Raw genomic sequence first — 14,984 nt, forward strand, 5'->3', positions numbered from 1 at the left:
CGGGGCTGGTGGCAAGTGGGTCGGCGGAATGCGGCGGCGGCGGAGCGCTTCCCTTCCCCTTCTGGGAGAAGGGGAAGGCGCTACTTTCCCGGCCTACCCGTCTTGCCCGGCCGGCGCTTTTCCCGACGGGCGTCGGCGGGGTCTTCGTAGGAGCCAATGCCTGTTCGCTGGCGAACAACTGGCTTGGCGGATTCGTCCCCCACGAGGGGGGAGATTGGCTGCGGCTTGGCCGGCACTTTTCCTTCGATCGGTTTTTCCGTCCGCCGCACCGTCATCTCGTCCAGCGAGTTCTTCTTGAACAGCGGCTTTGTGGCGTCCCCGGGAATGCCGAAATCGGAACCATGTGCCTCGGATGCCGACTGTTTCTTGAACAGCGAGCGCGACACCGCGCCGGCCGGCGTCGGCATGTCGGTACCTGGACCCATGTCGTCGATCGAGGGTTTCGAAAACAGCGGCTTTTTCACCGGCACAGTGCCATCGGCGCCCATCTCGTCGAGATCAGGCTTGCGGAAGAGGTTGGGCCGGGCAGCCTTGGCTGCCTCTTCGGCGGCACGCGCTGCGTCGAGCTTGCGAAAACGCTCCTGTTCCTCTGCTGTACGATGTTTGGCCACGCCCTTGTTGTGCTTGCCCTTTTCGCGGCCGGAGGCCGGGCTTTCCATGTCGGCGTATTTGGCCAGCGGGTCTTCGGAGATGGACAGTTCCATCTCACGCAGGCGCTTGATTTCGTCGCGGATGCGGGCCGCCTTCTCGAAGTCGAGATTGGCCGCGGCATCGCGCATCTGCTTTTCCATCGCGTCGAGATGGGCCTTGAGGTTGTTGCCCATCATGGCGCCGGCACCGTCGGTGAACTGCGAGATATCGGCGCGGACGTGGTCCTTCTCGTAGACCGAATCGAGAATGTCGGAGATGCGCGACTTGACCGATTCCGGTGTGATGCCGTTGGCCGCGTTCCACTCCATCTGCTTTTCGCGGCGACGGTTGGTTTCGGCCATCGCCCGTTCCATCGAGCCGGTCACCTGGTCGGCATAGAGGATGACCTTGCCGTCGACGTTTCTGGCGGCGCGCCCGATGGTCTGGATCAGCGAGGTTTCCGATCGCAGGAAACCTTCCTTGTCGGCGTCGAGAATGGCGACGAAGCCGCATTCGGGAATGTCGAGGCCTTCGCGCAGAAGATTGATCCCGACCAGCACGTCGAAGGCGCCGAGGCGCAGATCGCGCAGGATCTCGATGCGCTCCAGCGTATCGATGTCGGAGTGCATGTAGCGGACGCGGATGCCCTGTTCATGCAGATACTCGGTCAAATCCTCGGCCATGCGCTTGGTCAGCACGGTGACCAAGGTGCGGTAGCCGGCCTTGGTGGTATCGCGAATCTCGCCGACGACATCGTCGACCTGGCTCTTGGCCGGGCGGACCTCGACCGGCGGATCGATCAGGCCGGTCGGACGGATGACCTGCTCGGCGAAGACGCCGCCGGCCTGTTCCATCTCCCAGGCGCCAGGGGTCGCCGAGACCGCGACCGAAAGCGGACGCATGGCATCCCATTCCTCGAAGCGCAGCGGCCGGTTGTCCATGCAGGACGGCAGACGGAAGCCGTATTCGGCCAGCGTCGCCTTGCGGCGAAAGTCGCCGCGATACATGCCGCCGATCTGCGGCACGGTGACATGGCTTTCGTCGATGAAGACCAGTGCGTTGTCGGGAATGTACTCAAACAGCGTCGGCGGCGGATCGCCCGGCTGGCGGCCGGTGAGATAGCGCGAATAATTCTCGATGCCGGCGCACGAGCCGGTGGCTTCCAGCATTTCGAGGTCGAAGCGGCAGCGCTGTTCCAGCCGCTGTGCCTCAAGCAGGCGGCCGGCCCGCTCCAGTTCGACAAGCCGGTGCTTGAGCTCTTCCTTGATCGACTTGATCGCCTGGTTCAGCGTCGGGCGCGGCGTCACATAGTGCGAATTGGCGTAGATCTTGACGCTTTTCAGCTCGCCGGTCTTCTGGCCGGTCAGCGGGTCGAATTCGGTGATCTGCTCGATCTCGTCGCCGAACATCGAGATGCGCCAGGCGCGGTCTTCCAGGTGGGCCGGGAAGATTTCGATGGTGTCGCCGCGCACGCGGAACGAGCCGCGGACAAAGTTGATGTCCTGCCGCTTGTACTGCTGGGCGACGAGATCGGCGAGCAGCGCGCGCTGGTCGAGCCGGTCGCCGATCTGCATCTGGAAGGTCATCGCCGTATAGGTTTCGACCGAGCCGATACCGTAGATGCAGGACACAGAGGCGACGATGATGACGTCGTCGCGCTCAAGCAGCGAACGCGTCGCCGAGTGGCGCATGCGGTCGATCTGCTCGTTGATCGAGGATTCCTTCTCGATGAAAGTGTCGGTGCGCGGGACGTAGGCTTCCGGCTGGTAATAATCGTAGTAGGAGACGAAATACTCGACGGCGTTTTCCGGGAAGAATTTCTTGAACTCGGAATAGAGCTGCGCGGCAAGCGTCTTGTTCGGCGCCAAGATCAAGGCAGGGCGCTGCGTCTCCTCGATCACCTTGGCCATGGTGAAGGTTTTTCCTGAGCCGGTGACGCCGAGCAGCACCTGGGTGCGGTCGTGGTTATCGACGCCTTCGACCAGATCCTTGATCGCGGTCGGCTGGTCGCCGGCCGGCTCGAACTCCGACACCATCTTGATGGCGATGCCGCCTTCGGATTTTTCGGGGCGGGCAGGGCGGTGCGGCGTCCACAGCACGCCGTCCTTGTGCAGCGGATTGCCGGATTCGATCAGCGCCGACAGTGCCGCCACCGTCGCGGTGACGCTGCCCGAGGCCATGGTCTCCGCGTCCTCCAGCGAGATGTCGAGGCCGGCGACCGGATTGAGGCCGGCTGCCGTGCGCTCCCTGGCTGACGCCGCGCCACCCATCGAGGTGCCGCGCGAACTGCGCCCCGGCGAGCTTGAGCGCTCGGGTATCTTCTTCGACGGCTTCGGCGATTTGCCGCCGTCACCCTTGGCGACAAGACGTCCTTCGTTTTCGGCTTCCTGCTCGATCTGCTCGGCCCAATCCGCGATCGAACCGGTCAGCGGCGTGCCAGAGAGCTCCGGCTGCGGCATCTCGGCGAAGCCGCCTTTGTGCAGCGGCTCGGAGGCGTCGAGGAAATCGGTCAGCGGGCTGCGCCGCTTCGGCGCGGCGCGGTCGTCGTTCGCCGTCGGCGGCGTTTTCTGATCGGGAGATTTGGCCATGTCCCGAATATGGGATTTCCTGGCCAAAATGGAAAGAGCGCGGTGGGGAGAGGCGTGCCGGACAGCGCTGCTCCTGACAGCAGGCTGTCAGGAGCAGCGGGAAGGCGCCCGAAAGCCTCTTGTCGTTACACGCCCCTGGCGGCTGATGCGACCTGCGTCGCCGACCCGTTCAGGCGCGGCACCACGACGAGGCGTTTGATTTTGCCCTTCTTGAAAGCGGCGAGGAAGCGCGCATAGTCCTTGAAGGCGACGCAGCCGCTCGACTGGGCGTAGCGGCCCCGGAGCAGGTAGGTATGGGCCAGCAGGCCGTTGCGATTGTATTTGTTGCGGCCATCGACCGGTGTCAGGCGCAAGGCCTCCACTCCGTGGAAGCGCGACTCGCGCATCGACAGATTGTAGGTGTTGGGCGGCGTCGGTCCGCGATTCTTCTGGTCGGCATAACGCGGCTGGTCCGCCATGGCGCCGATGCCTGAATGCGCCTCGAGCCTCGAGCCGTCAGGCATGTAGACGGTCGCGCTGCTGATGTCGTACACGGCGACGCCATTGCCGGCTCCGCTCCTGGCGGCTGGCGAGTTGAAGAGGTTCCTGAACGCCTTGCCAAGGCCGCCCGACGGGGTGTCGGGCTTGGCATAGGCCAGCACATCGCCGCCATCGGCCGGCCGGCCTTGCCGCGTCGGTTTTGCCGGCTGGGCCTGCTGGACCGTCTCGCGTGCCGGCTTCGGCTGCTGAACGGATTTCGGCTGCTGGACGGACTTAGGCTGCTGGACGGACTTAGGCTCCTGCTGGACCACTTTGGGCTGCGGCGCGTCGAATTGCGGACGCCGGGTCGGCAACGGCACGTCGTCGGTCAGAGCGTCCGGCAGGGAGGCGGCATCGCCGGGTTGATCCTGCTGGGTTTCGACGGGTGAAACCACGACATCGGCTGACGATTCCTCGATCGGCAGTGGTGAGGCGAACGCCTCGTCATCGGCCGGCAGGGACTGCACCAGAGCAAGCGCCAACTGCGAATTGTCCGGCGTACCGGATTGGGCAAAGCCCATCGGAGGCGGTGCGGTCTGAACGACCACCGAGTCGGTATCCAGCCGGGCGAAACGTTCGGCCGCCGGAACTGGCATGTTATCGGACAGGCTGGCTGTGAGCTGGACGGAGGGCACCAACGACGCCTCGGCAATTCGCGGTGCGACTGTGGAGATCACCGGGCGGGTGTTGGCATTGGCGGCAGGCTTTCCGGCGTCGGCAAAGGCAGCGGCCAGCTTCATCGGCGAAAGCGACGCTTCCATGCGTTCGAAGCGCTCCTGCGCTTTCGACTTCACGGCGGCGGGCATCGGCTTTGCCTGCGCTACAAGGCGTCCGGATTTTTCCGCCCCAGCGCTTACCCTGGCCAGCTTGAAACAGCTGGCGCCGCACTGCACCGAATGATCATGCAGGGCCTGAGTGCCGCCATTGGCGTTGGCCAGCACGAAGGGTGCTTTCAAAAAGTGCTGTTTCAGCGGATCGGCAAGTGCGAGCGATCCCGGTGTCGACAGTGTCTGGGGCAGGCCAACCGAAGTTGCCGATAGAGAGGCGCCGACGGAACTGAGGCCAGCCATGGTGCCGATCAACCAAAGGCCGATGGCGGTGCTGACGCAAGGCAGCGCGACCCAGCGGGCCACCCGGCCAGCGTTGAAGGAAGGGGAACGTGGAGCATCGACGAACTCGCCGCCCTCACGCTGTCCCCGGTTTTTTTTGTGTGTACTCAACAACGCCATGCAACCAATCTCGCTTCAATCGGTTTCCCCGTACGTGGCCTTGAGAGCCGCGACGACCATTCTGTGAGTGATCCCAGGTGGTCCCCGACGCGTTTGCCGCGTCTGTAGTTGGTTGCCGATTGCTTCAAAATATGGACAAAGTTGGTTAATCAATTCCTCTCAAAACCAACGACGAGATGTGGATTTTGGCCAAATCAGCCTTCGTCCACGGCCAGGAAAGTGGTGTTGTCGCCCTTCCGACCTGGTTTTGCTGCCTGTTTTTGGCGGCCGAGTCAAGCAAAACAGCCACTGCTAATTTTTACGCAGCGCCTCCGCGCGGTGTATGCAGCGAACCGACTGCCGGCAGACCTGCCTACAAAAGGCGCGCGTGTTTCCGGTAAAACCGTTGCCTGCCATGCTAGATTTCTCGCGGGAAGGCGGCCTCAAACGGCCCACCCTCAGTTGAACCAAAGCGCAAACGTCAAAAACCCGCCGCCGCCGAACTGGCGCTGGATCTGGTCGAAATCGTCGCTGGTCGCGAGCTCGCCGCTTTCGAGGTAGGGCGCGATGGCCGGGCCGGTGATCGACAGCACGAGATCGAAGTTTTTTGGCTCGTCGAAGAAGCGCTTCATGTTGATGCCAAGCCCAGTACTGGCGGTGACGCGGAAATGCGGCAGCAGCTTGCGGCCTTCCAGGAGATCCTCGGCCATGGTCAAGGCGGCGAGCCAGGCCTGGACCTGCTCCTCGCCGACTTCGAGGCCGGTGAGCGGGTTCTCGCCCTTCTGCTGCGGTCCAGGCAGCCATTCGCGGTCATTGTCGGTCTCGGCGCGGATCGCCTTCCAGTCCTCGCGCGACAGCCGGATCATTTCCAGCAGGTGGCGGCGCGCTGCTTGCCGGCGCTCCGGTTCGATCACCGGCCAGTTGACGAGATGCACCATCGAGATGAAATCGGCGATGCGCCATTCCGAGGAGAAGATGCTCGAGCCCATATCGCCGGCCGGCGGCACCAGAATATCCTGCAGCGGCAATTTGGCGCGCGGGAACAGCATGTGAAACGAGCCGTCGAAGGTGCTCCTGAAATCATGCGCAAGCCAGAAATCGGCCTGCGCCATCAGGAACTCGGCATAGCCCTGCAGCCAGTAGCCGTCGGCGCGGTCGAAGCGGAAGGTGAGCGTGGGGGCGGCGGCGTCCGACGAGATACCGCCGCGCGAGAGTGAGGCGATGATCGCCGCCATGCTCTCGTCCGGCGCGATGGTGCCGTCCTCGTTGAGGTCGATGCCGGCATGGGTGAGATCGATGACCATGCCGATATCGGCATCGGGCGGCACCGAGGCAAACGTGGCTGCGGATTTCTCCAGCCGGTCACGGAAGCCGACCAGGATGGCGCGGAACTGCTCGTAAGTGAGCGGCTCGGGATTGGGATTGTCGGGCACCGGCAACCGCATCAGCGGCAGCATGAAGGATTGCGGGCTTTCGAAACCATGACGGTGCAGGCCGGTGGCCAGGATCTCCAGTGCGGTAAAGAACTCGCCCGCCCCGGCCGCATAGGCGGATGCCGGGTCTTTTGGCGCGGCAGCCTCCAGCGTCGAGAGAGCGGTGTCGCGCGCGGCCACGGTCTTCGCCTCAAACAATGTGGTTGCCGCTTCTGGCATTGCCGCCGACGCGGAAGACAGCGGCAGGAGCAGAATGAAAGCGGATGTCAGCAGGCCTGCCAGTCGTGTCATCTTTTCCCCCCAATGTTTTGTCGCGCAGTGCAAACATACACCATTTGCAGCGCCGCGCTTCAACCCGCCCGGCGGACGGTCTACACAGGGCAAACAATTGGGCATCGCGTGTCGAATTATCCGTTTTCCTACAAGCTGTCCTGGCTGCCGCGTTTCCTGAAGCCGTCACTGGCCGGCGACGCTCAAGACTTTGCGCCGATGGCCGGGACGCTGATGGATCCACCGCCGAAGCAAGCGGTGCGGCTTGCCTTTGTCGGCGACATCTCGGCGGTGGCCAACCGCAGCGCGCCGGATTGCGATCCGGCGATCAAGGCGCTGCTCGGCGCTGCCGATCTGGTGATCGGCAATTGCGAAAGCCCTGTTGTGGACAGGCCAAGCGCGGTGCTGGGCACAAGGCTCGGCACGCATCATGCGATGAGCGAGCCGTTCCTGGCCGAGGCGCTGACGGCGGTTGGTGTTGCGCGCGAAAAACTCGTGCTGTCGCTGGCCAACAACCATGTGCTGGATCAGGGCATCGCCGGTTTCGACGAGACAATCGCGGCGTTGCTGCGGCTCGGCATCCGCACGATCGGCCTGGCCGACGGTCCGGTTGTACCGATTCAGGTTGGATCGCTTGATATCGGCTTCGCCGCCTTCACGCTGTGGCGGAACGCCGATGAAAAACTGTTTGCCGGGCGCGTTTCGATGGACAGCGATCCGGCGAGCTGGCCACCCGCTGGCTTGGACCTTCTCTGCGCCGTGCCGCATTGGGACTGGGAGTTCCGACATTTTCCGCGCGACGGGACGCGAGCGCTGGCCAGGCGGCTGGCCGGGCAGGGCGCCGGGCTGATCGCGGGCCATCATGCCCATGTCGTGCAGCCGGTGGAAAAGATTGACGGGACGATCGTCGCCTATGGGCTCGGCGATTTCCTCGGTACCGCCTTTGCCCGGCAGCCATGGCCGGGCCGCATCGGCTCTATCCTCGTTGTCGATGTCAGTGCCGATGCCGGTACGCGCGGCAGGATCGCGTCTTACCGGATGCATCCCTTCATGCGCCTGCGCGCTGGCGACCACGAGCGGCTGGTGTTGATGGAGGCTTTGGAGGGCCGAATGCGTGACAGGGTCGCGGAGCGACTGAAAGCGGTCTTCCCTTCTCCACCAACCGATGAAGGCGTTCCCGCTTAACCATCTGGCGGCCCTTGCAAAACCAACTATCATGCTCCCGCAGAGGCAGGATTGCGGGGGTAGCGGTGGAATCAGCGGATTTCATGCCGAGCGAAACGGTCATCGCCGGCATCCGAAAAGACATCGAGGCCTATGAAGCGGCGAGGGCTTCGGCGGTCCGGCAGGTGCGCTGGCGGGTGCCGGTGTTCGTGGGGCTGGTGCTGGTGGCCGTGGTGCTGGTCGCCTGGCTGTTCAACAAGGTCGCCGACCCCAACGAGCAATGGGTCTCGACGCCGCATGTATTTCTCTATGTGATCGGCTTCGCGGCTTCGATCCTGCTCTATTTCCAGGCCAGGAAACCGGCGACGCGGCTGCAGCAATCGTTCCGCGAGACGCTGCTGCCGATCATATTCGGCTTCATCGCCGACATGCGCTACCAGCATGGCGTGACGCCGAATTCCTTCGACCGGTTGCCGCGCACGGCGGTTGGTCCGTTCAACCGGCAGGCGTTCGACGACATCGTGGCGGGCCGCTATGAGGGGTTTCCGTTCGAACTGTACGAGGCGCATCTGCGGGAAGGGTCGGGCAAGGGCTCCTCGACCGCCTTCCAGGGCGTCATCGTCGCTTTCGAGACCATCGCGCCGTTTCCCGGCATATTGGTGGCGACGCGGCGGACCAACGCGGTGATCAGCTTCTTTCGCGGCATATTTGCCAGCAAGCTGCAAGAGCTGTCCAGCGGCGATGCTTTGCTCGATGCCGCCTACGAGTTCCGCACCGACAATCTCGGGGCGGCACAGCCATTGGTGAGCGGCCGGCTGGCGCAGGCGCTGAAATGGCTTGGCGAAACCTGGCCGGACGACCCAGCCCGCGTCGCGCTCAACGGCAGCGATGGTTTCCTACTGTTGCCGCAGACGAAGAACTTCTTCGAGCTGCCGGATATTTCGGTGCCGCTCGACTACAGCAGGCATGTCGCGCCGATGATATCGGACATGGGCGCGATGCTGGCGACGGCGGCACTTGTGCGCAAGATCGGCGCGAAGGACGAAGCGGGTTGATCGGGCTGCGCTTTCAGCACTCGAAGCCGTATTTGTCACGCATGTAGTCCGCCTCTTCTTTCGACATTTTGTTGAACATGACGCACACGGTGAAGCTGCCGACCTGACGTCCGCCGCGTGTGTATCCCCAGTCGGAAATATCGTCCCTGGTGAATTCTATGTTCTGGCCGAGGACGACGTTGTGCACTTCCTCCGGCTGGTTTGCCAATATGCCGACAAATCCGGTTTCGGTGCGGCGGAACGGTATGACCCAGAAGTGTTCGGTGACGTTGCCGTCCCGTACCTTGACCTTCAATTTGAACCTCTCTGTGTCGGCGGGAGGCGCCTCGGACAGTGCCAGGAAGTCGTCCAGGCTGGCGAGCGCCTGCGCGTCGCCGCTGCCATCTCTGGGTCGCCGGGAGTGAAGATAATTGTTTAGTCGTCGCCCGGATCCGTGGCTTGTGCGCCGGCCAATCCTGGAGCAAGCGCCAGCATCAGGGACATCGCAGTCCGGACTGCAAGCTTCATGGAAGGCCCCCCTTCATGTCAACGGTCGACACCATCCCGCATTCGACGTCGGTTTGCAACCGTAGCGCGAGTTTGATCAGCGTTGGCGTGGCGGTTTTTGAACTGATCCGCGAAACAAAATGTGTATCGACGATCGGTCAGCGCTCTGTTTCGTGATGCCGCCCGAGATGGATTGCGGCGGCTGCGTGGTGATCGAAAGCCGCCCGTCACAATCGGCCAAGTGACTCTTTTCGCGGACAGAAGTGCGTTCATTGGGGGAGCCGAAGCGGCCTGAAATGATCTAGGTCGCAGATAATGTGTCGGAATTAAGCCTATGATATTGTTTGCGAAAATTCACCCAATGTGATTTGCGGAGGGTGCGCTTTCCGTCCAGTTTCAGGCCGTCCGGTGCTGTCGTTTCCCAAGGCGGCGGTCCGGAAAAGTGAAACAGCACGGAGTGCTTACCAATGAAGAAGACCCTCGCAACCACCGCTGCTCTGCTCGCCTTCCTCGGCACCGCTTATGCCGCGACCGTTCAGGGCACCATTCAGGCCGTCGATCCGACGACCAAGTCGATCACCCTCGACGACGGCAAGATCTACCAGCTGTCGCCCGAAGCGACGATCGGGAAACTGAAGGTCGGCGCCAAGGTGGCGGTGACCGTCGATGACAAGACCGGCATCGTGACGTCGATCAAGAAGGCCTCGTAAGGCGTCAGCGTCGTTCGTCGGCAAGCCTGCTGACGCAATTTCAGGCCCTGTTCCATTCTGGCCGGTCCTCAGGGGACCGGCCATTTCGTGCCCTCCACCCTCGACGCCAGGCAAAACGCCGTCCCGGCGGCGCCGCTATGGTTTTTGCCAAAGAGCCGCGCTATCCCTTGGCCAGCGGGGGATAGTCATGGCCGACGAGCAAAAAGGGTTTCGCCTGTCGCGGCGATTGCTGCTGGGTGCGGCCGTCGTCGGCGGCGCGGTGCTGTGGGGCGGCAACACGGTGGCGCGGCTGGCACGCGGACCTTCGGGGCCGAAGAACGCAGGACGGATAGCCGATATAGACGGCTTCGCGCTGCCTCTGAAGCCGCTGGACAATGCGCCGGCCTTCGATGCGTCACTGCCCTGGTCGGCAAAGGGTGGTGACATCAACGATGCCAGCGGCCTGTCGATGACGCCGGTCTACGGCGTGGTCGAGGTCAGCGGGGACGAGCACATCGCCAAGGCCCTGGCCTTCGCGCGTGCCAATGGGCTGAAAATATCGCTGGCCGCCATCCGCCATTCCATGGGCGGGCATGCCTTCGACGACAACGCGCTGGTGCTCGACCTCAGAAAGTTCAACAGGGTCACCGTCGATGCGGCGGCCAAGACCATGACCTTGCAGCCGGGCGCGCGCTGGCACGACATCCAGAACCTTCTGCATCCGCACTTCGCGGTGAAGGCGATGCAGTCGACCGACATCTTCTCGGTCGGCGGTTCGCTGTCGGTCAATGCGCATGGCATGGACCACCAGGCGGGTTCGGTGGCGGGCTCGATCCGCTCGATGCGGGTGATGCTGGCCGACGGTTCGGTGACGACCTGCTCGCCCATCGAGAACACCGACCTGTTCCGCCACGTCGTCGGCGGTTACGGCCTGTTCGGCGTGGTGCTGGAGGCGACGCTCGATATCGTCGACAACGCCGTCTACCGCACCTCGCGCGAAATCATCAAATCGGACGATTTTCCGGAATTCTTCGCCAAGGTGCTGGAGCCGAACAAGGATATCGGCCTGTTCTACGGCCATCTGTCGACGGCGCCCGGCAATTTCCTCGAGGACATGATCGTCTACCGTTACGACAAGGTGGCCGAGCGGCCGCCGGCCGATCAGCCCGAGATCGGCGAACCGGGATCGGTCGGGTTGAAGCGGGTGATCATCAACCTGGCGAAATGGGGCAGCCTGTTCCAGGAATTGAAGTGGTTCACCGAAAAGACACTGGAGCCGAAATTCGAAAGCTGCACGGTGGCGCGCACCTCGGCCATGGCCGAGGGCGAGGCCTGTCTCGTCACCCGCAACAACCCGATGCACGATTCGGTGCCCTATCTGTTCAACGATCAGATGGAAGAGACCGACATCCTGCACGAATATTTTATTCCGCGTGCCGCCTATGTCGAATTCATCGCGGAAGCGCGCGAGATCCTGCGCAACCAGACGCTGCCGGTGCTCAATGCTTCGGTGCGCATCGTCCACAGGGAGGATGTGGCGCTGACCTACGCGCCGGAGCCGGCCTATTCGCTGGTGCTCTACGTCAACCAGCCGACCGATGCCGACGGCAATGCCAGGATGCGGGCGCTGACGCGGGCGCTGATCGACGTGACGATCAAGCATGGCGGGCGCTTCTTCCTGCCTTACCAGCTGCATTATACGGCCAGGGAATTGCTGGGCTCCTATCCCGAACTGCCGGCCTTCCTGGCGGCGAAGCGGCAGTATGACCCAACGGAACTGTTTTCCTCGACCTTCTACCGTGCCATCAAGGCGCTGAGCGGGGTGTCGTAAGAAGCAGGAGAACAGCCATGCGGATGGTATCGGCGGCGGCACTCACCCTCATCGCGCTGTGCGCCGGACCGGCCGGAGGCGAGGATCTCAAGGCCTTCAAGCTGACCATCGACGGCGTGACGGTCGATATCGATCCCGGCGAGAGCGCCGATGTGACGCTGCCCGGCGGCAAGCAGAGCAAGGTGACGCTCGCGCGCAACGACTTCGCTACCTTTTCCGGCAGCGATTTTTCCTTCGTCCACCCCAGCGGCATTTCGGTGACCAAGACCGATCTCGGCGATGACATCACGCAGTATCTGATGGCCTCGGCGCTGGGCACGATTGTCGTCGTGCAGGAGTATGGCGCCATGAATCCGGTGTCGCTCAACCAATTGATGCTGCAGGAGATGACCAGGGAATCGGTGCAGGCCGGCGCCAAGCTGACGCAGGGGCCGACCACGCGCAAACTCGCCGACGGCAAGGAATTGACCGGGATCCGGGCCGAGGTGAAGACACGCACCGACACCGCCGATTTCGAGATCGTCGGCTTCGGCCTGGCCGATCGGGGGCTGCTGTTCATCACCCGCATTGCCGGCGAGGATGCAGCGACCGAAAAGCCGCTTGTCGACAAGTTCTGGCAGAGCCTGAAAGTCAGGTTCAGGCCGGACTAGGATCGTGTCTCAGTTTGGATTTCGGCTGGGGTTTTGCGTAACGGCGGCTCAAGTTATTCTGAAGACCCTGGGTTGGAGATCCTGCAGCATGGCGAAGCTCATTTTCAGAATGAACCAGTCACTCGACGGCTATGTCGACCACCAGAAAATGCCGTCGGGCCCGACGATCTTTCGTCACTGGATAGAGCAAGTGCGCAATCTGAGCGGCAGTGTGTACGGTCGCGGCATGTACGAGGTCATGCGCTATTGGGACGAAGACCATGCTGAGTGGAGCGCGGAGGCGCATGAATTCGCGGCGGCGTGGCGGAGCCAACCGAAGTGGGTTGTGTCGCGCTCTCTGAAGTCGGCCGGCCCTAACGCAACACTTGTCGCGGATGACGTCGAGGCGGTGATACGCGGGCTTAAGGCTGAGCTCGTCGGGGAGATTTCAGTTTCTGGACCAGGCCTGGCGCGAAGCCTGACCGACCTTGGTCTTGTCGATGCGTACCAACTCTACCTCCATCCGTTCGTGCTTGGTCATGGCAAGCCATTCTTCGCCGGCCCCCGGCCGCCGCTTCGCTTTGTGGCCAGCGATTTGATTGGCGACGACGTGATCAGGTTGACCTATGTGCCTGCCTGATCACGCGGTCGTCGAACCGAGACGCCAGCGGGCCTACAGCCCCTTCGGCATCAGGCCAGCCAGCCAGTTCACAGAGCGCTTCGCGGCGTCGGCGGTTGCCAAGGCGGCGCGGCCGAGATCGGTCTTGACCACGGCGTAGCCGCTCTTGGTGCGATAGAGCACACCGGTTCCGCCATCGACCACCTGTTCATAGGCAACGGGCCGGGCGGCGTCGGCTTCCATGGCGGTCGTCGGCGAACCGACCGAGACGCTCGGCCGGTGGCTGAGTTCCGGCGGCAGCGGGCTTTCGGTTCTGACGACGCGGCTGGCGGGCTTCAGTTCCGGGCGGGATGCGGTCGCGGCCAGTTGCGAGGAGGACGACGAACCCTTCGTGCGGCAAATGCCGGAGACGAGCGGATAGTTGAAATTGCGCTCGTGCAGCATCTGGCTCTTCATCGCGGCTTCGCACTCGGCGACGGTCGACCATTTGGCCGGCGTCTCGCCGATATATTCGCAAAGCTTGGCGTCGCAGTCGCAGCCGACAATGGTCATGGCGACAAGGGCGGTCTTGATCACGGTCTTGTCCCTTCGAGATGCCCCCCGGCAGCCCTTCCATTTCTTCCCATTCCTTCGCGCGCGAACAAGGCGGGATTTGGCCGCGATTGTGGAATGGGCGTGGCGGAGGCCAGGAAATGCCTAATCTTGGCCGGGCGTGACCGAAAGGCCTCAGTAATCGTAGACGTGTTCGAGCCTGGCGCCGGACTTGATCAGCGCCGGCAGCACGAGATGCAGCTTACGCACGGCGACGACCATGCCGGTGCGGCGCGTGGATTGATCGGCCGGCAGCGGATAGCTGAACAGGATGCGCATGCCTTCGGGAACGGCGATCGTATCGGTGGAGAGCACGGTGACCATAATCTCGTCATTGCCGCCGAACTCGACGAAGGACACGCCCTTGTCGATCAGCCGCGGGATCATTTCGGTGAAGACCTGATAGCGCCTGGTGACGAAGATCGTGCCGTCAGCGCCCATGTCGCGTTCGAGCAAGGTGTCGGGCTCGTTGCGCGTGGCTTCGCCGACGGGTCCCTTGGCCCAGACATGGATGTCGAGCAAGGCGGGGTCCATCGTGGCAGCGAGGGCCTTTTTTATCAGGTCGGCATAGCCCTGCTTGATGGTGTCGGCGAGGCCGAACGCCAGCTTGCGTTCGCTGGTGCGGATCGAGCTGTCGCCCGGCGCCGGCTGCACGGCAAACAGGCCGGCACGCTTGTCGGCATACGGGAACTGATACCAGGGCACCTGGTCGAGAAACGCGGCATAGTCCGCCGCGACCTTGGCCTGATAAATGTCGGCGGCAGTGCGCTTGGCCGTCGTCGCCTCGGTGATGCGGCCGACCGTGTTCTCATAGGCCCACTGCAATATATGCTCGATCGAGTGGCTGGTGCCGATGATGACCAGCATCTGGTGGTTGGCGTAGTTGAACTTGTAGGAAGCGCTGGCGCGGATCACCATGGCGTAGTCCTGCCAGAAGCGGCCGATATAGGACCAGTAGGGGAAGCCGCTCGGCTGGTCCTTGTCGACGAAGCCGGCATATTCGCGTGCGGCGTAGACGATCGCCCATTCCGGATAGGTGAGGAAGGTCGATTCCTCCGGCCGCTGGTAACCCGGAATCTCGGCGCGGACCTTGTCGGCCAGCGCCTTGGGCGGGGCGCCGTCGGCAATGCCGGGCAGCGGCGTCTTGTCGAGCGACGACGTCGTCAGGAAGCCGTAGCTCAGCCCGGCGATCGGGATGAGGATGACGACGACGATCAGCCAGAGGATCGTCTTGATGATGCGCTTCAGCCAGCGGAACAGGAACATGCCTGG

The 14,984-nt window shown here is 63.1% G+C and carries 12 protein-coding genes; 6 read left to right on the plus strand and 6 right to left on the minus strand.

Features of this window, described 5'->3' with window-relative positions:
• Window positions 1–80: 80 nt before the first annotated feature.
• The 3 genes from uvrB to P3C39_RS00685 form a co-directional block, all read right to left on the minus strand.
• Entirely contained in the window at window positions 81–3,218 is a 3,138-nt protein-coding gene (uvrB, locus tag P3C39_RS00675; RefSeq protein ID WP_063168832.1) for an excinuclease ABC subunit UvrB, read from the minus strand.
• Between the two features lie 125 nt (window positions 3,219–3,343).
• Entirely contained in the window at window positions 3,344–4,966 is a 1,623-nt protein-coding gene (locus P3C39_RS00680) for a tlde1 domain-containing protein (protein WP_275952435.1), read from the minus strand.
• Window positions 4,967–5,403: 437 nt separating this feature from the next.
• Window positions 5,404–6,669: a hypothetical protein gene (locus tag P3C39_RS00685; protein WP_127384777.1), complete on the minus strand. Its 1,266-nt coding sequence runs from the start codon at window positions 6,667–6,669 to the stop codon at window positions 5,404–5,406.
• A gap of 108 nt (window positions 6,670–6,777) precedes the next feature.
• On the opposite strand from P3C39_RS00685, the gene P3C39_RS00690 reads away from it, so the two are divergent.
• On the plus strand, window positions 6,778–7,833 hold the full coding sequence (locus P3C39_RS00690; RefSeq protein ID WP_063168830.1) for a CapA family protein: 1,056 nt from the start codon (window positions 6,778–6,780) through the stop codon (window positions 7,831–7,833).
• A gap of 83 nt (window positions 7,834–7,916) precedes the next feature.
• Window positions 7,917–8,867, plus strand: coding sequence for a DUF3137 domain-containing protein (locus P3C39_RS00695; RefSeq protein WP_164747158.1), 951 nt, complete (start codon window positions 7,917–7,919; stop codon window positions 8,865–8,867).
• A gap of 13 nt (window positions 8,868–8,880) precedes the next feature.
• Here P3C39_RS00695 and P3C39_RS00700 read toward each other — a convergent pair whose 3' ends face one another.
• Window positions 8,881–9,162 carry a DUF2314 domain-containing protein gene (locus tag P3C39_RS00700; RefSeq protein ID WP_275952436.1) on the minus strand — a complete coding sequence of 94 codons (282 nt, stop codon included), beginning with the start codon at window positions 9,160–9,162 and terminating at the stop codon, window positions 8,881–8,883.
• A gap of 658 nt (window positions 9,163–9,820) precedes the next feature.
• Here P3C39_RS00700 and P3C39_RS00705 point away from each other — a divergent pair.
• From P3C39_RS00705 to P3C39_RS00720, 4 genes are all read left to right on the plus strand, one after another.
• Complete coding sequence (locus tag P3C39_RS00705) at window positions 9,821–10,063, plus strand: DUF1344 domain-containing protein (RefSeq protein ID WP_013530037.1); 243 nt, start codon at window positions 9,821–9,823, stop codon at window positions 10,061–10,063.
• Window positions 10,064–10,250: 187 nt separating this feature from the next.
• Window positions 10,251–11,873 (plus strand): FAD-binding oxidoreductase, encoded by a 1,623-nt coding sequence (locus tag P3C39_RS00710; protein WP_275952437.1) that lies wholly within the window; start codon window positions 10,251–10,253, stop codon window positions 11,871–11,873.
• Between the two features lie 17 nt (window positions 11,874–11,890).
• The gene (locus P3C39_RS00715; protein WP_127370028.1) at window positions 11,891–12,523 is read left to right on the plus strand and encodes a hypothetical protein; all 633 of its coding nucleotides are present in this window, start codon (window positions 11,891–11,893) and stop codon (window positions 12,521–12,523) included.
• An 88-nt stretch (window positions 12,524–12,611) separates the two neighbouring features.
• Entirely contained in the window at window positions 12,612–13,142 is a 531-nt protein-coding gene (locus P3C39_RS00720) for a dihydrofolate reductase family protein (protein ID WP_127384775.1), read from the plus strand.
• Between the two features lie 33 nt (window positions 13,143–13,175).
• On the opposite strand, the gene P3C39_RS00725 is transcribed toward P3C39_RS00720, so the two are convergent.
• Window positions 13,176–13,697 carry a hypothetical protein gene (locus P3C39_RS00725; protein ID WP_127384774.1) on the minus strand — a complete coding sequence of 174 codons (522 nt, stop codon included), beginning with the start codon at window positions 13,695–13,697 and terminating at the stop codon, window positions 13,176–13,178.
• Between the two features lie 150 nt (window positions 13,698–13,847).
• On the minus strand, window positions 13,848–14,978 hold the full coding sequence (locus P3C39_RS00730) for a hypothetical protein (RefSeq protein ID WP_275952438.1): 1,131 nt from the start codon (window positions 14,976–14,978) through the stop codon (window positions 13,848–13,850).
• Window positions 14,979–14,984: the final 6 nt, after the last annotated feature.

Source organism: Mesorhizobium sp. XAP4 (assembly GCF_029269325.1).
Classification (GTDB): Bacteria; Pseudomonadota; Alphaproteobacteria; order Rhizobiales; family Rhizobiaceae; genus Mesorhizobium; species Mesorhizobium ciceri.

Coding starts and splice junctions, on each gene's coding strand:
- P3C39_RS00720 (WP_127384775.1), top strand. CDS start 12,612: ATGGCGAAGCTCATTTTCAGAATGAACCAGTCACTCGACGGCTATGTC.
- P3C39_RS00685 (WP_127384777.1), bottom strand. CDS start 6,669: ATGACACGACTGGCAGGCCTGCTGACATCCGCTTTCATTCTGCTCCTG.
- P3C39_RS00730 (WP_275952438.1), bottom strand. CDS start 14,978: ATGTTCCTGTTCCGCTGGCTGAAGCGCATCATCAAGACGATCCTCTGG.
- P3C39_RS00710 (WP_275952437.1), top strand. CDS start 10,251: ATGGCCGACGAGCAAAAAGGGTTTCGCCTGTCGCGGCGATTGCTGCTG.
- P3C39_RS00705 (WP_013530037.1), top strand. CDS start 9,821: ATGAAGAAGACCCTCGCAACCACCGCTGCTCTGCTCGCCTTCCTCGGC.
- P3C39_RS00715 (WP_127370028.1), top strand. CDS start 11,891: ATGCGGATGGTATCGGCGGCGGCACTCACCCTCATCGCGCTGTGCGCC.
- P3C39_RS00680 (WP_275952435.1), bottom strand. CDS start 4,966: ATGGCGTTGTTGAGTACACACAAAAAAAACCGGGGACAGCGTGAGGGC.
- uvrB (WP_063168832.1), bottom strand. CDS start 3,218: ATGGCCAAATCTCCCGATCAGAAAACGCCGCCGACGGCGAACGACGAC.
- P3C39_RS00695 (WP_164747158.1), top strand. CDS start 7,917: ATGCCGAGCGAAACGGTCATCGCCGGCATCCGAAAAGACATCGAGGCC.